The 20,200-nt window shown below is 72.9% G+C and carries 22 protein-coding genes; 10 read left to right on the top strand and 12 right to left on the bottom strand.

The genetic code is table 11. The features are described from left to right. Positions 1–26 precede the first annotated feature (26 nt). The 6 genes from VHW64_RS16095 to VHW64_RS16070 all read left to right on the top strand — a co-directional run bounded on the left by VHW64_RS16095 (position 27) and on the right by VHW64_RS16070 (position 7,921). Complete coding sequence (locus VHW64_RS16095; protein ID WP_329651591.1) at positions 27–1,601, top strand: carboxyl transferase domain-containing protein; 1,575 nt, start codon at positions 27–29, stop codon at positions 1,599–1,601. Positions 1,602–1,605: 4 nt separating this feature from the next. Then, a complete protein-coding gene (locus VHW64_RS16090) occupies positions 1,606–3,507 on the top strand; it encodes an acetyl/propionyl/methylcrotonyl-CoA carboxylase subunit alpha (protein WP_329651590.1) in 1,902 nt (633 codons plus the stop codon). After that, positions 3,500–4,465 carry a hydroxymethylglutaryl-CoA lyase gene (locus VHW64_RS16085; RefSeq protein ID WP_329651589.1) on the top strand — a complete coding sequence of 322 codons (966 nt, stop codon included), beginning with the start codon at positions 3,500–3,502 and terminating at the stop codon, positions 4,463–4,465. Before VHW64_RS16090 ends, VHW64_RS16085 begins: the two co-directional genes overlap by 8 nt. 12 nt (positions 4,466–4,477) lie before the next feature. Next, complete coding sequence (locus VHW64_RS16080) at positions 4,478–5,578, top strand: hypothetical protein (protein ID WP_329651588.1); 1,101 nt, start codon at positions 4,478–4,480, stop codon at positions 5,576–5,578. Continuing rightward, positions 5,575–6,705 (top strand): hypothetical protein, encoded by a 1,131-nt coding sequence (locus VHW64_RS16075; protein ID WP_329651587.1) that lies wholly within the window; start codon positions 5,575–5,577, stop codon positions 6,703–6,705. The genes VHW64_RS16080 and VHW64_RS16075 overlap by 4 nt, the downstream gene beginning before the upstream one ends. 64 nt (positions 6,706–6,769) lie before the next feature. Further along, the gene (locus VHW64_RS16070) at positions 6,770–7,921 is read left to right on the top strand and encodes a hypothetical protein (RefSeq protein ID WP_329651586.1); all 1,152 of its coding nucleotides are present in this window, start codon (positions 6,770–6,772) and stop codon (positions 7,919–7,921) included. Here VHW64_RS16070 and VHW64_RS16065 read toward each other — a convergent pair. Then, positions 7,882–8,568 (bottom strand): hypothetical protein, encoded by a 687-nt coding sequence (locus VHW64_RS16065; protein WP_329651585.1) that lies wholly within the window; start codon positions 8,566–8,568, stop codon positions 7,882–7,884. The genes VHW64_RS16070 and VHW64_RS16065 overlap by 40 nt on opposite strands. A gap of 40 nt (positions 8,569–8,608) precedes the next feature. Between VHW64_RS16065 and aat the strand changes: the two genes are divergently transcribed. Together aat and VHW64_RS16055 are read left to right on the top strand one after the other, a co-directional pair. Beyond that, positions 8,609–9,292: a leucyl/phenylalanyl-tRNA--protein transferase gene (gene aat / locus VHW64_RS16060; protein WP_329651584.1), complete on the top strand. Its 684-nt coding sequence runs from the start codon at positions 8,609–8,611 to the stop codon at positions 9,290–9,292. A gap of 98 nt (positions 9,293–9,390) precedes the next feature. After that, a complete protein-coding gene (locus VHW64_RS16055; RefSeq protein WP_329651583.1) occupies positions 9,391–9,783 on the top strand; it encodes a hypothetical protein in 393 nt (130 codons plus the stop codon). Between the two features lie 13 nt (positions 9,784–9,796). Here the strand turns inward: VHW64_RS16055 and VHW64_RS16050 are convergent, their stop codons facing one another. Together VHW64_RS16050 and VHW64_RS16045 are read right to left on the bottom strand one after the other, a co-directional pair. Then, entirely contained in the window at positions 9,797–10,141 is a 345-nt protein-coding gene (locus VHW64_RS16050; protein WP_329651582.1) for a rhodanese-like domain-containing protein, read from the bottom strand. A 4-nt stretch (positions 10,142–10,145) separates the two neighbouring features. Continuing rightward, entirely contained in the window at positions 10,146–11,012 is an 867-nt protein-coding gene (locus VHW64_RS16045; protein ID WP_329651581.1) for an Fpg/Nei family DNA glycosylase, read from the bottom strand. Positions 11,013–11,092: 80 nt separating this feature from the next. Here VHW64_RS16045 and VHW64_RS16040 point away from each other — a divergent pair, with 80 nt between their 5' ends. Then, the gene (locus tag VHW64_RS16040; protein WP_329651580.1) at positions 11,093–11,341 is read left to right on the top strand and encodes a hypothetical protein; all 249 of its coding nucleotides are present in this window, start codon (positions 11,093–11,095) and stop codon (positions 11,339–11,341) included. A 4-nt stretch (positions 11,342–11,345) separates the two neighbouring features. Here VHW64_RS16040 and VHW64_RS16035 read toward each other — a convergent pair whose 3' ends face one another. Together VHW64_RS16035 and VHW64_RS16030 are read right to left on the bottom strand one after the other, a co-directional pair. Next, positions 11,346–11,786 (bottom strand): MarR family transcriptional regulator, encoded by a 441-nt coding sequence (locus tag VHW64_RS16035; protein WP_329651579.1) that lies wholly within the window; start codon positions 11,784–11,786, stop codon positions 11,346–11,348. Next, positions 11,783–13,555: an MFS transporter gene (locus tag VHW64_RS16030; RefSeq protein ID WP_329651578.1), complete on the bottom strand. Its 1,773-nt coding sequence runs from the start codon at positions 13,553–13,555 to the stop codon at positions 11,783–11,785. The genes VHW64_RS16035 and VHW64_RS16030 overlap by 4 nt, the downstream gene beginning before the upstream one ends. Positions 13,556–13,651: 96 nt before the next feature. Between VHW64_RS16030 and VHW64_RS16025 the strand changes: the two genes are divergently transcribed. Then, positions 13,652–14,833 carry an ATP-binding protein gene (locus VHW64_RS16025; protein WP_329651577.1) on the top strand — a complete coding sequence of 394 codons (1,182 nt, stop codon included), beginning with the start codon at positions 13,652–13,654 and terminating at the stop codon, positions 14,831–14,833. 24 nt (positions 14,834–14,857) lie between these two features. Here the strand turns inward: VHW64_RS16025 and VHW64_RS16020 are convergent, their stop codons facing one another. The 7 genes from VHW64_RS16020 to VHW64_RS15990 form a co-directional block, all read right to left on the bottom strand. Continuing rightward, on the bottom strand, positions 14,858–15,283 hold the full coding sequence (locus tag VHW64_RS16020) for a hypothetical protein (RefSeq protein ID WP_329651576.1): 426 nt from the start codon (positions 15,281–15,283) through the stop codon (positions 14,858–14,860). Between the two features lie 20 nt (positions 15,284–15,303). Further along, on the bottom strand, positions 15,304–15,768 hold the full coding sequence (locus tag VHW64_RS16015) for a hypothetical protein (protein WP_329651575.1): 465 nt from the start codon (positions 15,766–15,768) through the stop codon (positions 15,304–15,306). A 26-nt stretch (positions 15,769–15,794) separates the two neighbouring features. Beyond that, positions 15,795–17,090, bottom strand: a complete 1,296-nt coding sequence (locus VHW64_RS16010) for an ABC transporter permease (protein WP_329651574.1) — start codon at positions 17,088–17,090, stop codon at positions 15,795–15,797. Next, positions 17,087–17,794, bottom strand: coding sequence for an ABC transporter ATP-binding protein (locus VHW64_RS16005; protein WP_329651573.1), 708 nt, complete (start codon positions 17,792–17,794; stop codon positions 17,087–17,089). The genes VHW64_RS16010 and VHW64_RS16005 overlap by 4 nt, the downstream gene beginning before the upstream one ends. Beyond that, positions 17,791–19,263, bottom strand: coding sequence for an efflux RND transporter periplasmic adaptor subunit (locus VHW64_RS16000; RefSeq protein ID WP_329651572.1), 1,473 nt, complete (start codon positions 19,261–19,263; stop codon positions 17,791–17,793). The genes VHW64_RS16005 and VHW64_RS16000 overlap by 4 nt, the downstream gene beginning before the upstream one ends. Positions 19,264–19,377: 114 nt before the next feature. After that, positions 19,378–19,665, bottom strand: coding sequence for a DUF664 domain-containing protein (locus VHW64_RS15995; RefSeq protein ID WP_329651571.1), 288 nt, complete (start codon positions 19,663–19,665; stop codon positions 19,378–19,380). A gap of 19 nt (positions 19,666–19,684) precedes the next feature. Beyond that, positions 19,685–20,200, bottom strand: a 516-nt coding sequence (locus VHW64_RS15990; RefSeq protein WP_329651570.1) for an SRPBCC domain-containing protein, incomplete at its 5' end; no start/stop codon positions are given.

The following is a 20,200-nucleotide window of genomic DNA, read 5'->3' as shown; positions in this document are numbered from 1 at the left end:
AGGTTAACGATCGCTAACCTAGGGTCATGGCTACGACTGGCTCGACCGAGGTGGGCGCGGGGTTGGGCGAGCTCGTCGAGGAGCTGCGCGAGCATCTGGCCGTCGTACGCCGTGGCGGCAGCGACGCGGCCCGGCAGAAGCACACCGACCGCGGCAAGCTGCTCGTGCGCGATCGGATCGACCGCCTCCTCGACCCCGGCAGCCCGTTCCTGGAGCTGAGCCCCATGGCCGCCTTCGGGATGTACGGCGAGGGGAGCTACGCCGTCCCGAGCGCGAGCATCGTGACCGGCATCGGCCGGGTGCAAGGACGCGAGTGCATGATCGTCGCCAACGACGCGACCGTGAAGGGCGGCACCTACTACCCCCTGACCGTCAAGAAGCACCTGCGAGCGCAGACGATCGCGCTGGAGAACCGGCTGCCCTGTCTCTACCTCGTCGACTCCGGTGGCGCCTTCCTGCCGATGCAGGACGAGGTGTTCCCCGACCGCGAGCACTTCGGCCGGATCTTCTTCAACCAGGCCACCCTGTCCGCCCGCGGCATCGCCCAGATCGCCAGCGTGATGGGCTCGTGCACCGCCGGCGGTGCCTACGTGCCGGCGATGAGCGACGAGAGTGTGATCGTGCGCAACCAGGGCACCATCTTCCTGGGCGGTCCGCCGCTGGTGAAGGCGGCCACGGGCGAGGTGGTCACGGCCGAGGAGCTGGGTGGCGGCGACGTCCATGCCCGCACCTCCGGCGTCGTCGACCACCTCGCCGACGACGATGCCCATGCCCTGGCGATCGTGCGGAGCATCGTGGACACGTTGCCCGTGGTCTCGACAGGCTCGACCGACGTGCCGGTCGTCGAGCCGCACGAGCCGCCGGACTCGCTCTACGACGTCGTCCCCGCCGACACCCGGACGCCGTACGACGTGCGCGAGGTGATCCGCAGGATCGTCGACGGCAGCCGCTTCCACGAGTTCAAGAAGCTCTACGGCGACACCCTTGTCTGTGCCTTCGCCCGCATCTGGGGCCACGAGGTGGGCATCGTCGCGAACAACGGCATCCTGTTCAGCCAGTCCGCGCTCAAGGGGGCGCACTTCATCGAGCTGTGCAACCAGCGCGGCATCCCGCTGGTGTTCCTCCAGAACATCACCGGCTTCATGGTCGGTCGGGAGTACGAGAACGGCGGCATCGCCAAGGACGGCGCCAAGCTGGTCACCGCCGTCGCGTGCAGCGTCGTCCCCAAGCTCACCGTCGTGATCGGCGGGTCCTTCGGCGCGGGGAACTACGGCATGTGCGGCCGCGCCTACGACCCGCGGTTCCTCTGGATGTGGCCCAACGCCCGGATCTCGGTGATGGGGGGCGAGCAGGCCGCCTCGGTCCTGGCCACCGTCCGCGGCTTCGAGGACACCGGGGAGGGGCGGGCCGCGGAGGAGGCGTTCAAGGCGCCGATCCGCGAGCAGTACGAGACGCAGGGCTCGCCCTACTACGCGACCGCCCGCCTGTGGGACGACGGCATCATCGACCCCGCCGACACCAGGCGGGTGCTCGGCATGGGTCTCGCGGTCGCCGCCCACGCCCCGACCCCGGCGCCGTCGTACGGCGTCTTCCGGATGTGACCCGATGACGATCACCAAGGTCCTGGTCGCCAACCGCGGCGAGATCGCGCTGCGCGTGTTCCGCACCTGCTCGCGCCTGGGCATCACGACGGTGGCGGTCTACACCGACCTCGATGCCGACGCGCCCCACGTCGCCGCCGCCGACGAGGCCGTGCGCATCGACGGGTACCTCGACATCGACGCGGTCGTGGGCGCCGCCGTCGCGGTCGGCGCCGACGCCGTCCATCCCGGCTACGGCTTCCTCTCCGAGCGCGCGGAGTTCGCCCGCGCCCTGGACGCGGCGGGAGTCCGCCTGGTCGGGCCGAGCGCGGAGGTGATGGACGCCATGGGTCGCAAGGACCACGCGCGCGCCATCGCCGTCCGGGCGGGGGTGCCGGTGGTTCCCTCCTACGCCGTCGCCGACGACCCGGAGTCGTTCGCCTACCCGGTGCTGGTCAAGGCGGCCGCCGGCGGCGGTGGCAAGGGGATGCGCGTCGTGCGGTCCGCCGGCGAGTACGCCGAGGCGCTCGCCGCGGCACGACGGGAGGCCGCGTCGTCGTTCGGCGACGACACGATGCTGGTCGAGAGGTTCGTCGAGTCCGGTCGTCACATCGAGGTGCAGGTCCTCGGCGACTCCCAGGGCGACGTCGTCCATCTCTTCGAGCGCGACTGCTCGACCCAGCGCCGCCACCAGAAGGTGCTGGAGGAGGCGCCGGCACCGACGATCGGGGATGACCTCCGCAAGCAGATCACCACCGCGGGCGCCCACCTTGCCCGCCACGCGGGCTACACCAACGCGGGCACCGTCGAGTTCCTGCTGGACAACGCGACCGGCGACTTCTACTTCCTCGAGATGAACACCCGGCTCCAGGTCGAGCACCCCGTCACCGAGTCGGTGGTGCGCGTCGCGGGCGAGCCGCTCGACCTCGTCGAGCTCCAGCTCCGCGTCGCCGCGGGCGACCCCCTGGGCTTCACCCAGGACGGCGTGGCGCTGGAGGGTCACGCGATCGAGGCCCGGGTCTATGCCGAGGACTCCTTCGGCGGCTTCCTGCCCCAGGCCGGGACGACGTCGCTGGTCCGGTGGCCCGGCTCGGTGCGCGTCGACCAGGCGCTGGGCAGCAACCAGGTGGTCAGCACGGCGTACGACCCGATGCTGGGCAAGGTGGTGGCCTACGGCGCGGACCGCGAGGCCGCGCGCCAGGCTCTGGTCGCCGCTCTCGACGAGACCGCGATCCTCGGCCTGACCACCAACGCCGGCTTCCTGCGCGCCCTCGTCGCCAGTGCGGAGTTCGCGGAGGCGACCATCGACACCACCTGGCTCGACCGGCATCGGCTGCCGAGACCCGAGGCTGACGTGCCCCGGGTGATGGCGGCCTGGGTGAGCGCGCTGCCGGCCGCTCTCGACCGGGACCACCCGTTCCACGCCGACGGCTTCCGGCTCGGCTCGTCACCCGCACCCACCCTGGTCGAGCTCGACCGCGACGTCGTCGTCGACAGGGCCGCCGGCACGGTGGACGGCGTGCCGGTGCGCGAGCTGCTCGCGGCCCACCACACGCTCGAGCTGGAGATCGGCGGGCAACGCGCGCGCGGCGTCGTGAACGTGCAGCCCGACATCGTCGAGGTCAGCTACCTCGGGCAGCGGTTCGTGCTGACCGGTCCCGACCGGCTCGCCGACCATGCGACGGTCGGTGACGGGTCGATCTCCGCGCCGATGCCCGGCACCCTGCTCGAGGTCCGGGTGAGCACCGGCGAGGCCGTCGAGGAGGGCCAGGTGCTGGGAACCTTGGAGGCGATGAAGATGGAGCTGTCCCTCACGTCGCCGTTCGCGGGCACGGTCACCTCGGTCGGGGCGACCGCGGGGAGCCAGGTGCCGCTGGGCGCGCCGTTGTTCGTGGTGGAGAGGGCCGATGAGCGAGCCGATGACTGAGCCGATGACCGAGCCGATGACTGGGTCACGAGCGGCGGGCCTGCCGATGACCGTCCCGGCCGCCGACCTGCCGGCCCGGGTCACGATCTACGAGGTCGGACCACGCGACGGCCTTCAGAACGAGCCCGAGCTGGTGCCGGTCGAGGTCAAGGAGGAGCTGATCCGCAGGCTCCTGTCGGCCGGTCTCCCGGTCGTCGAGGCGACGAGCTTCGTACACCCGGCCTGGGTGCCGCAGCTGGCCGACGCCGAGGAGCTGATGACCCGACTGGGCGAGACCGGTCGCGGCCTGCCGGTGCTGGTGCCCAACGAGCGAGGCCTCGACCGGGCCCTGGAGCTCGGCTGCGAGCACGTCGCGATCTTCGGCAGCGCGACGGAGACCTTCGCGCGCAAGAACCTCAACCGCTCGCTCGACGAGCAGTTCGCGATGTTCCAGCCGGTGGTGCGCCGCGCCCGCGACGCGGGGCTCGACGTGCGTGCCTACGTCTCGATGTGCTTCGGCGACCCGTGGGAGGGCGCCGTCCCGGTCGAGCAGGTCGTCTCGGTCGGCCGGCGCCTGCTGGACCTCGGGGCGAGCCGGCTCAGCCTGGGCGACACGATCGGGGTCGGCACGGCCGGGCACGTGACCGCGCTGCTGGCGGCGTACGCCGAGGCGGGCACGCCGCTCGACGTCCTGGCCCTGCACTTCCACGACACCTATGGCCAGGCGCTCGCCAACGTCTGCGCGGGGCTCCGCGCCGGCGTCACGACGTACGACGCGAGCGCGGGCGGGCTCGGCGGCTGCCCCTTCGCCAAGAGCGCCACCGGCAACCTGGCCACCGAGGACCTCGTCTGGCTCCTGACCGGGCTCGGCATCGAGCACGGCGTCGACCTGGACGCGCTCGTGCAGACCTCGGTCTGGCTCGCCGGCCACCTCGGTCGCCCGAGCCCCTCCGCCGTGGTCCGCGCCCTCTCGGGCTGACAGACTCCGGTCATGAGCCGGAGGGTCTACGTCCACGTGGGCGCGCCCAAGACCGGCACGACGTACCTCCAGGACCGGCTCGCCCGCAACCTGAGGTCCCTGGCCGGCCACGACGTCCACATCCCCAGTCGGGTCCCGCTGATGAGCACCGGCATGTTCCACTTCCGGGCCGCCCTCGACCTGATGGGCCAGGACTGGGGCGGAGCGCCGGGCCATGCCGAGGGTGCCTGGGAGGCCATGGTCCGCCGGGTACGCCGCGCCAACGGCACCTCGATCATCAGCCACGAGATCCTCGCCCCGGCCGAGCCCGAGCACGTCGCGCGTCTCAAGCAGGATCTCGGCGGTGCCGACACCGAGATCCACATCGTCTACTCCGCGCGCGACCTGACCCGCCAGGTGCCGGCGGGATGGCAGGAGAGCGTCAAGCAGGGCCGGCGCTGGAAGTACGGCCGGTACCTCTCGCGCATCCGCAGCGGCAAGCCGTGGTTCGCGCGGGCCTTCGACCTGCCCACCGTGCTCGCCACCTGGGGCAACGGGCTCTCGCCCGACCGCGTCCACGTCGTCACCGTGCCGCAGACGGCGGAGGCCGAGCGCGACCCCGACCTGCTCTGGCGGCGCTTCTGCACGGCGTTCGCCATCGAGGAGCAGTGGGCCCCGGAGGACAGCGAGCGGGCCAACGCCTCGCTGGGCAGCGCCGAGACCCAGGTGCTGCGCGCGCTCAACGAGCGGATCGGCCGCAGCACCCGGGAGAACCCCCACTACGACGCCCTGATCCTCGGGATGCTCGCCGACGAGACCCTGGGCGGACGCCGCTCCCGCCCGATCCTGCTGCCCCCGACGATGACGGACTGGGCCAGAGAGCGGGGCGAGGCCTGGACGGAATGGCTGGAGCAGAGCGGCGTCGACGTGGTCGGGGACCTGGCCGACCTCCTGCCGGAGCCGTTGGCCGAGGGCGAGAAGTACCGCCATCCCGACCGGGTCTCGAGCAAGGCCCAGCTCCGGGCGGCCCTCGACGCGCTGGCGGCGATGACCCAGGAGGCCGCCTCCCGACCCGACCCCGACTCCTCGATGCTCGCCCGCATCCGGCGGGCCCGCGAGGGCAGCACCCGGTGAGCCAGCGCGACGACGAGGCCAGGGCCTGGGGCTGGGTCGCGCATCTCCGCGACGGCGGCACCACGCCGTGGTCGGGCTGGGGCTCGGCGGCCGGCGCCGACGAGCAGTCCGGTCGCTACCTGCCCGGTGCCCAGCAGCTGGAGCTGCTGCGCCGCATCAACTGCCGGCAGCTGCCCTCGCCGGAGCTGGCCGACCGCGTGCTGTCGGCCAGCGCGCCAGGCCGCGGGCGACCCGACCTGGGGCTGGCCGGCGTGCTGCCGGCCTCGGCGTTCGGCCCCCCTCCGACCGATCCCGGCGCGCTGCCCGCGGACGAGCTGGTCCGGGTGGCCACGGCGCTGATCGCGGAGGACACGGTCGCGGCCGGCGACCCGCTCGAGGCGCGGACGCCGCGGCTGCTGCGCCGGCGCTACCGGGTCATCGGCGATCCCGAGCTGGCCGGCCCTCTGCGCGACGCCCTGGTCCACGACGGCCGTCCACCGGGCGGACGTCGCGCGACGGTCGTGGTGGCGGGCACCGACCTCGGCTCGATGCTCGTCCACGTCTGGACGGCGCGCTGCCTGGGCGCCGGGGTCCGCGCCTGGCCCGAGTGGCTGGCCGCTGAGGTACGCCGGTCGGGCCTGCTCGGCCGGGTCGACCTCGCCGCGCTGGCCCAGGGGTGGTGCCCCCGGGTGGGCAGCGGCCGCGTCCACGTCGTGCTCGACGATCCGCGCCTCGCCGCTCGGCTCGCGGGCGGACGCCGTCGTCGCGCGGTCACCGTGCCCCCGCTCTCGGCGGACGCCGTGGAGCTGGCGCGCCGGACCGCGCCGGTGGTCGGGATGCTCGTCGCCCCCGAGCGCCGGACGGCCCTGATGTGGCACCGCCTGCGCCCGGTCCTCGCCGCCCGTCCCGGGCCGGGCCTGCGGGTGGCGCCGGGTCACGAGGCCTGGCTCCGCGACCACACGCGTCGCCTGCGCGACCGGCTCGCGGCCGGTGACTACGCTGTCCACGGCAGCCTTCCCGGCCCGACGGTGCGAGACGGCGTGTCGGTGCCCGACGACGACCGGGTGCTCGAGCTGGCGATCGGGGTCCTCCTGGGCCCGCCGATCGGCACGTCGCTCGCCGAGCGGCCGACGACAGGAGGGGAGTGACCTGACCAAGAAGGTCCACCTCCACGTCGGCACCCCGAAGACCGGGACGTCGTACCTCCAGCACGTGCTCTACCACAACCGGCGTGCCCTGCACCGGCACGGCATCACCTACCCCGCCTCGCGCCACGACGCCCACTTCCTGGCCGCGCTCGACCTCATGCGGATGCCCTGGGGCGGCCTGGAGACCCAGGCGATCGGCGCCTGGGACTCCCTGGCGGCGAAGGTCCGCGGGACCCGCGGCGACGCGATCATCAGCCACGAGATCCTGGCCACCGCCTCGCGGGTCCAGATCGGCCGCGCGCTGGAGAGCCTGGGCCACGGCGACGACGCCGAGATCCACCTCGTCCTGTCGGCGCGCGACCTGGTCCGGCAGATCCCGGCCGAGTGGCAGGAGAACGTCAAGCACCGCGCGGCGCTGTCGTACGGCGCGTTCCTCGAGCGGATCCGCGACCCGCGTCGCGAGGGGCGGATCCCGACGTGGTTCTGGGGCGTGCAGGAGATCCCCGACATCCTCGACCGCTGGGGCGCCGACCTGCCGCCCGAGCGCGTCCACGTCGTCACCGTGCCCCCGGCCGGCGGGACCCCCGAGCTGCTCTGGAAGCGGTTCGTCGAGGCGTTCGGGCTCGACGGCATCTCGCTCCAGCTGGACGGCGAGCGGGTCAACCCGTCACTCGGGGCCGCGGAGACCACGCTGATCCGGCGCATCAACCGCGCCGTCAACGAGCAGCTCGACCCCGCGCAGTACCGCCCGCTCGTGCGCGAGCTGCTCGCCCACCAGACCTTGTCGCGGCGCACCAGGACGCCGCGGCTGGCGCTGCCGCCCGACGTCCACCCGTGGGCAGCCGAGCTGGAGGAGTCGTGGATCGCGGAGATCACCGCGCGCGGCTACGACGTGATCGGCGACCTCGACGACCTGCGCGGCGCCCCCCCGGTCGCCGACTACGCCGACCCCGACCATCCCGACGAGGCGTTGGTCTCGCGGGCCGCGGTCGACGCGTTGAAGGCGGTCCTCCTCGACCACGCGCGGCTCCAGCGCGAGCTCGGCCAGCGCGAGGGCGAGCTGCGCGACACCCAGCGCCTGCTGGAGAAGGCGCACCTGCGGCCGACGTACCGCTGGCGCGAGAAGCTGGTCCGACGGCTCGAGTCGGGCCGCGCCGGCGCCCTCGCGATGAAGGCCTACCGCGCGGCGAGGGGCAGGAGCTCGCGGTCGGCGTAGCGGCCGATCCTCCACGTCGCGTAGCCGTCGGCGCCCAGCCCCACCAGGCCGCCCACCAGCGGGATCCGGCGCCCGACCTGCCCGGCGAGCCTCTTGCCGGCGACCTTCGAGATCAGGTCGGCGGCCACCTCCGCGGAGATCACCCGGTCCAGCGTCGGGTCGTGGGCGGGCGCGGTGGCCAGCGCCATCGGCGGCGCCGGCAGCCGCAGGTCGGCCACCAGCGAGGTCACCGACTCCTCGCCGAGCAGACAGACCAGGACGGCGTTGCGCACCCGAGGATCGTGGAGGTCGTAGTGGCGCAGGTGGGCGATCGACGCGATCATCCGGCACTCCACCAGGGCGAGGCCGGAGATGTTGGTCGGGACCGTGAAGGCCATCGTGGTGAGCCCGCCGAGGTTGGTCAGGAACCCCTGTGCCCCGGCGTAGCGGACGTGGCTCTCGATCACGTCGTGGATGGTCCGGTCGACGTCGCCGTGGCGGCCGATGAGCTGCCGGTCGGCGGACACCGCGGCGGCCGGCAGCGGCCCGATCCCGTGCACCGCGCGATGCAGCGCCTCGCGGACGAACGCCGCGGTGAGGCCGGGCGCGAGCTCGGTCAGCCGGGCCGGCAGCCGCCCGGCCGTGCTGGTGGTCGCGGACCCGGCCATGGGTCGATCCTACGGGGCTCCCGTGGGCTTAACTTGGTCCGTGCCGGCCGAACCTCCCCCGACCATCTGGGAGTTCCCGCCGCCCGAGCGCTTCCATCCCGACGACGACCTCGTCGCCACCGGTGCCGACCTCGAGCCGGGCACGGTCCTGGCGGCCTACCGACGGGGGCTGTTCCCGATGCCGGTCGGCGGCCGGCGAGCGCCGATGGCGTGGTTCTCGCCGGTGCGCCGCGGCGTGCTCCGCCCCAGGGGGCTGCACGTCTCGCGCTCGCTGGCCCGGTCGAGGCGCCGCTTCGAGATCCGGCTCGACACCGCCTGCGCCGAGGTCATCGACGCCTGCGCAGACCCGCGCCGCCCCTCGGGCTGGATCGACGGCCGGATCCGCGCGGCGTACCTCCGGCTGCACGCGCTCGGCTGGGTGCACTCGGTCGAGACCTGGCGAGCCGGACGCCTCGTCGGCGGCCTGTACGGCGTGGCGATCGGCGGCCTGTTCGCGGGGGAGTCGATGTTCCACCACGAGACCGACGCCTCGAAGGTCGCGCTGCTCGGGCTGGTCGAGGTCCTCGACGACGGGGGCCGAGACCGGTTGGTCGACACGCAGTGGCTGACCCCGCACCTGGCCTCGCTGGGGGCCACCGAGACGTCGCGGGAGGAGTACCTCGCGCTCCTCCCCGGTCTGCTCGAGGCACCACCCCAGGCGTCCTGGCCGGCGGGACTGGCCTGAACCGCGGCGCCTCCCCGTGCGTAGCATCCCGATGAGGGGCACCGGGCCGCCCGAGGTCACTGGTGGCCACCAGTGACCGGCGGCCGACGAGGAGCAGCGTGGGACACCCGACCTGGCGCACGACCGCCGGCGCGCTCCTGCTCGCGCTGCCACTCGCGGCGGGGCTCGGCGCCTGCGGGCGGTCCTCCGGCGGGTCCGCGGGCTCGCCGCCCACCGATGCCTCCCAGGCCTCCTTCTGCAAGACCTTCACCGGCCTCGGGGCGGACGTCACGCCCAAGCAGGCCGCGACCACGCTGGGTCGGGTGGGCACCCCCGGCAACATCGGCTCGGACCAGCGGCGCGGCTTCGTGGTGCTGCTCCAGCACCTGCGCCAGCTCCCGGATGCCGCCAGCAACGCGGCCCTGACCCGGATGACCCAGGGACTCAGGGCGTCGGACCAGGCCGACGTCCGAGCCTTCCTGACCTACTACGCCGACGAGTGCCCCGGCTAGGAGCGCCCGGCTGCTAGACCACCATGGCCGGCGCGTCGCCGTCGGCGACCAGGGCTCGGCCCGTGGCCTCCCACGCCAGCAGCCCGCCCTCGAGGTTGACCGCGTCGATGCCCTGCTGGACCAAGAACCCCACGGCGTACGCCGACCGGTTGCCCGAGCGGCACACCACCAGGGTCTGGTCGGCCGCGAACAGCTCGGTCAGCTCGGCGTAGCGCTGGCCGAGGTCCATCAGCGGGACATGCACCGAGCCCGCGACGTGACCCGCCGCCCACTCGGCGTCCTCGCGGACGTCGAGCACCAGCAGACCCTCGGGCAGCGGGTCGGGGACGCCGGCGACGGCGGCGGTGGGGATCTCCATCGGGCTACTTCAACAGCCGTGACAGGCGACGGTCGGCCAGGGGCTTGCCGCCGGTCTGGCAGGTGGGGCAGTACTGGAGCGAGGTGTCGGCGAAGCTGACCTCGCGCACCGTGTCGCCGCAGACCGGGCACGTCTGGCCGGCTCTGCCGTGGACGGCCATGTTGGTCTTCTTCTCGCCCTTGAGCTCGCTGGCCGGCAGCCCGCTGGAGCGCTTCACGGCGTCTCCGAGCTCGTCCTTGATCGCCGCGAACAGCCCGTCGAGCTCGGCGGCGGTCAGGCTGTTGGCCGGCTTGAACGGCGACATCCGCGCGGTGTGCAGGATCTCGTCGCTGTAGGCGTTGCCGATGCCGGCGATCGTGCCCTGGTGTCGCAGCACGCCCTTGATCTGGCCGCGCCCGGCGTCCTCGAGGATGTTCGCGAGGGTGTCGCGGGTGAAGGCGTCGTCGAGCGGGTCGGGTCCCAGGCTGGCGATGCCCGGCACGTCGTGCGGCGACCGGACGACGTAGGCGGCCAGGCTCTTCTTGGTGCCGGCCTCGGTCACGTCGAGCCCGCTGCCGTCGTCGAGGACCACCCGGACCGCCAGCCCGGACTTGCTGTTGGGTCGAGGCGGCCCGGCGGGCAGCTCGTCGCGCCAGCGCACCCAGCCGGCTCGCGCGAGGTGGAGCACGAGGTGGAGCCCGCTGGCCTCGATGTCGAGGAACTTGCCGTGCCGGGACACGTCGTCGACCAGCGTGCCCTCCAGCGCCTGGACGGGGGGATCGAAGGTCTTCAGGGCGCTGAACGCGGCGACGTGCACCTGGGCGATGGCGTGACCGTCTAGCCGGCCCCGCAGGTCCAGGGCCAGCGCCTCCACCTCGGGCAGCTCCGGCATGCCTGCGAGCCTAGCCACCGGCGCCCTCGCTCCGGTGCCGGATCCGATGACAGATCCGAGGTGCGGGGGCACAATCGAGCATGACCTCGGCACGACCGCTGCCCGCGAACGGGGAGATCTTCCTCGACGCTCGCGGTGCCGACCGTGCACTCCGGGTGTCGTGGCACTACGACACCGACATGGTCGTCCTCTCGCTGTGGCGCGACAACGTCTGCGCCGGCTCCTTCCGGCTGAACGTGGAGGACGTGCCGGAGCTGATCGACCTGCTCCGCTCGGGTCTCGACACGGCGTACGCCGTCGCCCGGTCGCGCCGCCACCAGGTCGGCTGACTCCTCAGGGGTCCAGGTGGCGGTCGGCCAGCTTGCGCAGGACCGGTACGGCGGCCGCGAGGGCGGCGCGCTCGTCGTCGGAGAGGTCGGCCAGCTCCTCGCTGAGGACCGTCGCGGACTCCTCGCGCAGGGTGGCCAGCGTCTTCTCCCCGACCGGCGAGAGCACCAGGAGCAGGCAGCGCTGGTCGGCGGGGTCGCGGCGGCGCTCGACCCACCCGGCCTCCTCCAGGATCTCGACCAGGCGGGTCATGCTGGGCGCCGAGATGTTCATCAGCTCGGCGAGGTCGCCCTGGCGTACGCCGTCGGGGTACCGCGTGAGCGCCGACAGCGCCGTCAGCCGCGTCGGGGTGATCCCGGAGCGGGTCGCGGGGGTCCGCAGGTGGTAGGCCAGCCGGTTGACCTCGGTGCGGACCTCGCCGGCCAGCAGCGTGAGCTCGCGGGTCACGACCGGACCGCCTCGGGCTCGGGCGCACCCGCCTCCGGCTGGGCGAAGTCGAGCGGGGTCTCCTCGTGCTGGTCGTCGGCGTGCACGAACTTCTCGCCCATGAACCACGAGGCGGCGGCGGCGACCAGGCACGCGAGGATCGCGAAGGCGAAGGCGACGATCAGTCCGTCGTGGAACGGCCCCGAGATCAGGGACGGGAAGAACGTGTGCCCGGTGAGGTACGCCGAGTCGTGGCCGGGCAGCCGCGAGAGGGTGTGGGCGCCCAGCAGCGACTGCACCGGGTTGTAGCCCAGGAGCGACGCGAACAGGACCGCCACCGGGGGCAGCCCCGCGATCGCGTGGGCCTGACCGGCGGGTACGCCGTGGGCGGTGAGTCCGGTCTGCATCGTGTGCGGCAGGGATCCCGCCAGGCCCACGATCATCAGCGAGAAGAAGATGCCGATCGAGAGCACCATGGAGGTGTTCTGGAACGTCGTGCTCATGCCGCCGCCGACGCCTCGCCGGTTGGCGGGGAGGGCGTTCATCACCGCGGCCCGGTTGGGAGAGGCGAAGAGGCCCATGCCGAAGCCGTTGAAGAACAGCGCGGCCGCGAACATCCAGTACGAGAAGTTGACCGGCAGGGCGGCGAAGGCCAGGAAGCTCAGCGCCGCGATCAGCATGCCGCCGGTCGCGAACGGCCGAGCGCCGTAGCGGTCGGAGAGCCAGCCGGACAGCGGCCCGGCGACCAGGAAGCCGAGGGTCATCGGGAGCATGAAGATGCCGGCCCACAGCGGCGTCGACTCGAAGGAGTAGCCGTGGCGGGGCAGCCAGATGCCCTGGAGCCAGATGATCAGGATGAACATCAGACCGCCGCGGCCGAGACCAGCCAGGAGGCTCGCGAGGTTGCCGTAGCTGAACGCCCGGACCTTGAACAGCTCGAGGTGGAACATCGGGTGGTCGATGCGGGTCTCGATCACGCAGAAGGCGGCCAGCAGGGCGAGGCCGCCGATCATCGAGGCCAGCACCCACGGGTTGGTCCACCCCATGATGTGGGAGCCGTGGGGCTGGATGCCGTACGTGATCGCCACCAGGACGCCGACCAGGCCGAGCGCGAAGGTGATGTTGCCCCACCAGTCCATGACGTGGTGGCGCCGCGGACTCAGGTCGCGCAGCTTGAGGTAGCCCCAGACGGTGCCGAACACGCTGAACGGCACCGAGACCAGGAAGACGAGCCGCCAGTCCACGGGAGCCAGGACGCCGCCGATCACCAGGCCCAGGAACGAGCCGGCGATGCCGGCCACCATGTTGAGCCCGAGGGCGAGGCCGCGCTGGGTCGACGGGAAGGCGTCGGTGATGATCGCCGAGGAGTTCGCCATCAGCAGGGCGCCGCCGATGCCCTGGAGGATGCGCATGACGATCAGCCAGAGCACCCCCGGCGTCCCGGTCATCCAGGTGATGCTCAGCGCCACCGAGAAGGCGGTGAAGATCGCGAATCCCGCGTTGAACATCTTCACCCGGCCGTACATGTCGCCGAGCCGGCCGAAGGCCACCACGAGGACCGCGGTGACGACGAGGTAGCCCATGATCAGCCAGAGCAGGTAGCTGGAGTTCCCCGGGGCGAGGGGGTCGATCCTCAGGCCGCGGAAGATGTCGGGCAGCGCGATCAGCAGGATCGAGGAGTTGATCGTCGCGATCAGGACGCCGAGCGTCGTGGTGGACAGGGCCACCCACTTGTAGCGCGGGCCGAGTGAGGACGGGGCGGAGGTCGTGGAAGTCGTTGTCGAAGTCATTTAGTTCAACGGTACTAACTAAATCCCGATCGCGCACATCGCGGCGACACGGCAGGAGTATGCGGAATCTGCTAGAGAGGCCGATACGGTCCGAGCATGGACCCGATCCGCAACCCCTACGCCCCCGGCGCGGGGCAGCGGCCGCCCGAGCTGGCCGGCCGCGGCGCTCAGCTCGCGGCGTTCGACGTGGTGCTCGAGCGGGTGGCCCACGGCCGGCCCGAGCGGAGCCTGGTGCTCACCGGGCTGCGTGGCGTGGGCAAGACCGTGCTGCTCAACGCGCTCCGCTCGGCCGCCGTCCGCCGCGGCTGGGGGACCGGCAAGCTCGAGGCGCGTCCCGACCAGGGCCTGCGCCGGCCCCTCTCCTCGGCGCTGCACCAGGCCGTGCGCGAGCTGGGGCCGGCCGACGAGGAGTCGGCCGACCATGTCCTCGGGGTCGTCCGCTCCTTCGCCGAGCGTGAGGCCGGCAACGCCGCGAGGCTCCGCGACCGGTGGCACCCGGGCATCGACGCCCCGGCGGTCCGCGGCCGGGCCGACTCCGGCGACATCGAGATCGACCTGGTCGAGCTGTTCTCCGACATCGGCGGACTGGCCGCCGAGCTCGGCCGGGGGGTCGCCGTCTTCGTCGACGAGATGCAGGACCTCGGAGCCGACGACGTGTCGGCGCTCTGCGCCGCGTGCCACGAGCTCGGTCAGTCGGGGCTGCCGCTGATCGTGGTGGGTGCCGGCCTCCCGCACCTGCCGGCCGTCCTCTCGGCGTCGAAGTCCTACTCCGAGCGGCTCTTCGCCTACCAGCGGATCGACCGGCTCGACCGGGACAGCGCCGACCTCGCGCTGCGGGTGCCGGCGGAGGCCGAGGACGCGGCGTACGACGAGGAGGCGCTGGCGGCGCTCTACCTCGCCACCGGCGGCTACCCCTACTTCATCCAGGCCTACGGCAAGACCGTGTGGGATCTTGCCCCGCGGTCGCCGATCACCGCCGGCGACGTCGCGGTGGGCGCCCCGGAGGCCGAGCGCGAGCTGGCGATCGGGTTCTTCGGGTCGCGCTTGGAGCGTGCCACTCCCGGCGAGCGCGAGTACCTCCGGGCGATGGCCGACGCCGCGGTCGAGGGGAGCGAGTCGGTGCCGACCGCCGACGTCGCGGCCGTCCTGGGCAAGAAGCCGCAGTCCCTCTCGCCCGCCCGCGATGCGCTGCTCAAGAAGGGCCTGATCTACTCCGGCGAACGCGGGCGCATCGCCTTCACCGTGCCGCACTTCGGCTCGTTCCTGCGCTCGTGCTGAGGCGGGCGGGCTCCGAACGGGTCGTCAGTCGGGGGTGGCGGCTCCGCTGGGGGCGCCGGTGGGGCGCGGGATGGTGATCCCGCAGGCCTTGAGCGCCGACTGCACCTGGCTGTTGCCGAAGAAGGCACCGCCGTTGCCTCCGGACGGCCGGGGGACCGGGCTGCCGCTGGCGTAGCCCGACGGCGGCCCTTCCGAGGCGAAGCCGGAGGGGCGACCGGTCGGCAGGCTCGACGACAGGCCCGCGGCCTTGAGACATGCGGTGATCTTCTTGAGCAGCGCGGGGTTCTGGGCGAAGCCGCCGGCAGGTCCTCCCGAACCGAGACCGGACCGGAAGCCGGACGGGCTGTGCGACCCGGTCGTGGAGGACGACGACCCGCAGCCGGTGAGGACGGCGGCGCCGAGCAGGCCGGCGACCACCAGTGAGGCGACGCGGTGGGTGAGGCGGGTCATCGGGTTCCTCTCGAAGGGGACTAGCGGATCGTGATCGCGGTGGCCACGACGGTGTGGCCCTGGGTCGAGCCTTGCACCGTCACGGTGCTGCCGGTGCGGATCGGGCCGGATGCCCGCACCACCGAGCGGGTCAGGGTCGTCCGCGCGGTGACGGTCACCGTGTGGTCCTTGCCGCCCAGGTCTCGGACGGTCCAGGTGTGCCCGTGGATCCCGGTGACCTTTCCGATCACGGCCGGTGTCGTCGCGCCGGACGGCGTCGTCTGGCTGCGGAAGCCGCCCGCGGGGAGGCTCCCAGCGAACGGCGACGCAGCGGACGCGCTGGTGGCAGCCGCCCCCCAGCGCTTCTGGACCTCGACCCCGCCGAGGAACACCAGCAGCACGGCCAGGGCGGCCAGGACGGCGATCCGGAAGCGCGAGCGGCGCGAGGGCGCTCCCAGCCACTCGGCGTCGAGGGGCTGGGACGGCGAGACGGCGGTGTGCGACACGGGGGACTCCTGGGTCATGGCGGCCCTCACTCGTAGCGCAGGGCGTCGATGGGTCGCAGCGACGCGGCCCGGTTGGCGGGGTAGAGACCGAAGAAGAGCCCGATCAGGATGGCGACGCCGAAGGCGAGCCCCACGGAGTACGGCGCGACCGTGGGCTGGACGCCGACGATGGTGAACCGCGACCCGACCAGGCCCACGACGACGCCGACCACGCCGCCGAACAGCGACAGCAGCACGGCCTCGGTGAGGAACTGGCCGACGATGTCGCCGCGGCCGGCCCCGAGTGCCTTCTTGATCCCGATCTCGCGGGTCCGCTCCGTGACGGTGACGAGCATGATGTTCATGACCCCGATGCCGCCGACCAGCAAGGAGATCGCGGCCACCGCACCCAGGAGCACGGTGAAGGTCCGGTTCGACGACGTGGCCGCGCTGAGGATCGACGAGGCGCTGGACACCGAGTAGTCGCGGTCGGTGCTGGTCACCTGGTGCCGCGCGTCGAGGATCGACTCGACCTCGCCCTCGGCGAGCGTCACGGTGTCGGCGGACGTCGCCTTGATCGAGATGGTGCTCAGCGCGCCGTACCCGGACAGCGTGTCCTGCACCGCGGTGAGCGGTGCGACGACGCGGTCGTCCTGGTCCTGCGGCCCGGTGCTGCCCTTGCTCGTGAGGATGCCGTCGACCCGGAACGAGATCCCGTTGAGCGAGATGGTCCTGCCGACCAGCTCCTCCACGTCGTCGCCGACCAGGTCCTGGGCCACGGTCTGGCCGACGAGGACGACCCGCCGGTGCTCGGTGTAGTCGGCGTCGGTGAAGGCGCTGCCGTAGTGCACGGAGGAGTTGTCGATGAGCAGGTACGCCGGGGTGGTCCCGGTCGTCGTCCCGACCGAGTGGGAGGCGCCGTCGTACGTCGCGGTCACCGAGGAGGCGTTCACCACCGGTGCGACACCGAGCACGTCGGGGGCCTGCTTGCTGGTGGCGATCGCCCGGGCGTCGGAGAGCGTGATCTGCGGAGTGCGGGTCTTCGTGGCGGTCTGCGACGTCGTGGAGCCCGAGGAGCTGCTCGCGGGGCCGGCGAACGGGGCGAACCCGCCGCCGGGCCCGCCGCGTCCGCCGGCCGCGGTCGAGGACGCCTGGACGGTGAGGGTGTTGCTGCCGAGCTTGCTGATCTGCTCCGAGACGCTGCGGCTCGAGCCGGTGCCGACCGCGACCAGGATGATCACGGCTGCGACCCCGATCAGGACGCCAAGCGTCGTCAGGGCGGAGCGCGGCTTGTTCGCGGTCACGCCCTGACAGGCGAACCTCGCGGTCTCCGCGACGTTCATGCCGGCACCTGGACGCTCTGCGCGTCGGAGACGATCCGGCCATCAGCCATCCGCACGATGCGCTGGGCATGCTCGGCGACATCGCTCTCGTGGGTGATCACCAGGATGGTCCGGCCCTCGGCGGCCAGCTCGTCGAAGAGCGCCAGCACGTCGGCGGTGCTGTGGCTGTCGAGGGCGCCGGTGGGCTCGTCGGCCAGCAGCAGGGCGGGTCGGGTGACGATGGCCCGGGCCAGCGCGACCCGCTGCTGCTGACCGCCGGAGAGCTCCGAGGGCTGGTGCTCCAGCCGGTCCGCCAGCCCGACCCTGGTCAGCGCCTCGATGGCGCGCTCCCGACGCTCGCCTCGTGGGACGCCGGCGTAGGCGAGGGGAAGCTCGACGTTGCGGAGCGCGGACGTGCGGGCGACCAGGTTGAAGCTCTGGAAGACGAACCCGATCTTGCGGTTGCGGACCAGCGCGAGTCGCGACTCCGCCACCCGGCGTACGTCGATCCCGTCGAGCAGGTAGCGACCCGACGTGCCGACGTCGAGGCAGCCGATGATGTTCATCAGCGTCGACTTCCCCGAGCCCGACGCGCCCATGATCGCGACGTGCTCGCCGCCCTCGACCGCGAGGTCGACGCCGTCGAGGGCGCGCACCTCGGTGTCGCCGGTGCCGTAGACCTTGGTGATGGCGTGCATGGAGATGACCGGATGGGCGGTGCTCATCGGAAGCCGCCGCCGCCGACGACCGCGCCGCCGCCGGCCGGGAAGGAGAAGCCGGTGCTGCCGGTGGTCGAGGTCCGCGGCAGGACCACGACGTCGCCTGCCTGGAGCCCGCTCAGGATCTCGGTGAAGCTGTCTCCCTCGAGGCCGGTCGTGACCTGGCGCGTGGTGGTGGTGCCGTCCGCGGCCCGCACGGTGGCCGTCGTCGTGTTGCCGATGGTGGTCAGCGCCGAGCTCGAGACCCGGAGGACGGACTGCTTCGCCCCGGTGGTGATGACCAGCTGCGCGGTCTGGCCCAGCTTCACGCCCTTCCCCCGGTCGACCCGCACGGTCACGGCGTACTCGACGACGTTGTTGGTGACGGTCGAGGTGTCGGCCACCTCGGCGACCGTGCCCTTCAGCTCCTTGTCGTCGGCCGAGATGGTCACCGTCGCGGGCTGGCCGACCTTGACGTCGTTGATGTCGGCCTCGGCCACGTCGGCGGTGACCTCGAGCGTCCTCGCCGACACCAGGGTGACGAACCCGGTGGCGGTCGAGGAGCTGTCACTGCTGGAGCCGCTGGAGCTGGTCGAGGACTGCCCGACGGTGCCGTTGACCGCGGCCACGCGCCCGGCCTCGGGAGCCCTCAGGGTCGCCTCGTCCAGGGTGCTGCGCGCCTGCTCGACCCCGATCCGGGCACTGTCGACCTGAGCCTGGGCCTGGGCGACGGCCGAGGAGGTCGCGGGCTGCTCGTTCACCGCAACGGTGGCCTTCGCGCTGGCGAGCTGCTGTCGCGCCGAGGCCAGGGCCTGCTCCTGCGACTGGACCTGGTGCCGGTCCGCGAGGCTGGTGGAGGCTCGGGTCTGCCGCGCCGTCGCCAGCGCCGACCGCGCGCTCTGAACGGCGGTGTGGTCCACCGGCTGTGCCGAGCGGGCCTGCCGCAGCGTGCGCTCCGCCGCGGTGACGGCCGCGCCCCGCTGACGCCGGTCCAGGGCGGCGGACTGGCGGGCCTGGGTCAACGCGAGCTCGGCACCGCGCAGCGACACCTGGGAGCCGGAGACCGACTCCTCGTCGGCCGAGCGCTGCGCGGGCGTCTGTCCCTGCACGGCCGAGTCGTAGGAGGCCTCGGCCGACTCCAGCTGGACCCGGGCGGATGCCAGCCCCTGACGCGCCGAGGTGTCGAGGACCGTGGCCAGCCGCTGCCCCCGGCGCACCTCGTCGCCGGGCTTGACGTAGATCGCCTTGACCGTGCCACCCGAGCCCTCGAAGTCCACCGCGAGGGTCCGGTCGGCCTCGATGTTGCCGCTGCTGGTCACCGTGGCGGTCACCGTCCCCGTGTCGACGGTGGTGGTGCGGGACGCGGTGGCGCTCGGAGTCCTGCCCACCGCCACGGCGCGGTAGGTCATCAGCCCGACCAGGGCGAGCGCCAGGACGAGGACGCCGTTCAGCAGGGCGGCCCGGCCGGGGTGACGCAGTCGGGACAGGACGGGCATCGAAGACTCCTCGGTGCGAAGAGCCGGCGCGGATCGCCGACGCTGCGCCGATCAGACCGAACGTGGCTGTCTCGGCTCCGTGCCGATGCTGTGACGCCGCTGTGGATGCTGCAGTCAGGGTCGAAAGGGGTCCGCGGCGGCCTGGATCCGGCCGACGTACTCCGCGGGACCTGGGGCCCGTCGACGAGCTCGCGGACGATGTCGCAGTGGCCGGCTGGCCAGGGACTCGTCGCTGGGCTGCCACGCCCGGCGGTAGAGGCCAAGGAGGTACTCCCGCGACTGGTCGGGCGTGGCCCACATGTCGGCCGACTGCCAGACCGAGCCGTCGTCCTCCCAGGGCAGGGCCACCGGCGACGGCCGCCCGACGCAGGCCCCGAGGTAGCCCAGCTCGATCCCGGCCATGCCCCGACCCTGGACCGCCCTAGTCCGCGGCGGCTGCCTTCTCGGCGGCGGCGGCGAACCGGTCGAGCAGCACGTGCCACTCGCTGAAGCGGGCGCGGCCCGCGACGTTGCCGGGGTTCCAGCCGCCGTGGGCGAACCGCACCCGACAGCCGTCCGGCGTCGGCTCGATCCAGAGGTCGAGCCGGCTGGGGTGCTCGGGGTCCTGCGCCAGCGTGAAGGTCTGGGCGTAGTGACCGGGCCGGTCCCAGACGACCACCTCGCCCCAGCGGTAGGTCGTGCCGTCGGCGAGGTGGTGGACCACCGCGCCGCCAACCCGCGGCTCGAGCTCGGCGCGCACCAGGCCCTCCGGCGCGTAGGCCGGGTCCCACCAGTCGCCGAGGTCGCGGGTGAAGGTGTCGAAGGCCCGCTCCGGGGTGCAGCCCAGCTCGTAGGCGAGCTCGATGGGCGCGGCGGCCTCGGCGGGCCGGGGCTCGACGGTCGCGGGCACCGGCTCGTGGAACACGATCCGGTTGTGGAACGGGTCGATCACGACCAT

The sequence above is a fragment of the Nocardioides sp. genome, assembly GCF_036267815.1.
GTDB lineage: Bacteria > Actinomycetota > Actinomycetes > Propionibacteriales > Nocardioidaceae > Nocardioides.
Note: the sequence above shows the minus strand (reverse complement) of the source record. Positions and strands in the feature narration are given on the sequence as shown.

Coding starts and splice junctions, on each gene's coding strand:
- VHW64_RS16095 (WP_329651591.1), top strand. CDS start 27: ATGGCTACGACTGGCTCGACCGAGGTGGGCGCGGGGTTGGGCGAGCTC.
- VHW64_RS16090 (WP_329651590.1), top strand. CDS start 1,606: ATGACGATCACCAAGGTCCTGGTCGCCAACCGCGGCGAGATCGCGCTG.
- VHW64_RS16085 (WP_329651589.1), top strand. CDS start 3,500: ATGACTGAGCCGATGACCGAGCCGATGACTGGGTCACGAGCGGCGGGC.
- VHW64_RS16080 (WP_329651588.1), top strand. CDS start 4,478: ATGAGCCGGAGGGTCTACGTCCACGTGGGCGCGCCCAAGACCGGCACG.
- VHW64_RS16065 (WP_329651585.1), bottom strand. CDS start 8,568: ATGGCCGGGTCCGCGACCACCAGCACGGCCGGGCGGCTGCCGGCCCGG.
- VHW64_RS16050 (WP_329651582.1), bottom strand. CDS start 10,141: ATGGAGATCCCCACCGCCGCCGTCGCCGGCGTCCCCGACCCGCTGCCC.
- VHW64_RS16045 (WP_329651581.1), bottom strand. CDS start 11,012: ATGCCGGAGCTGCCCGAGGTGGAGGCGCTGGCCCTGGACCTGCGGGGC.
- VHW64_RS16040 (WP_329651580.1), top strand. CDS start 11,093: ATGACCTCGGCACGACCGCTGCCCGCGAACGGGGAGATCTTCCTCGAC.
- VHW64_RS16030 (WP_329651578.1), bottom strand. CDS start 13,555: ATGACTTCGACAACGACTTCCACGACCTCCGCCCCGTCCTCACTCGGC.
- VHW64_RS16025 (WP_329651577.1), top strand. CDS start 13,652: ATGGACCCGATCCGCAACCCCTACGCCCCCGGCGCGGGGCAGCGGCCG.
- VHW64_RS16020 (WP_329651576.1), bottom strand. CDS start 15,283: ATGACCCGCCTCACCCACCGCGTCGCCTCACTGGTGGTCGCCGGCCTG.
- VHW64_RS16010 (WP_329651574.1), bottom strand. CDS start 17,090: ATGAACGTCGCGGAGACCGCGAGGTTCGCCTGTCAGGGCGTGACCGCG.
- VHW64_RS16005 (WP_329651573.1), bottom strand. CDS start 17,794: ATGAGCACCGCCCATCCGGTCATCTCCATGCACGCCATCACCAAGGTC.
- VHW64_RS16000 (WP_329651572.1), bottom strand. CDS start 19,263: ATGCCCGTCCTGTCCCGACTGCGTCACCCCGGCCGGGCCGCCCTGCTG.
- VHW64_RS15995 (WP_329651571.1), bottom strand. CDS start 19,665: ATGGCCGGGATCGAGCTGGGCTACCTCGGGGCCTGCGTCGGGCGGCCG.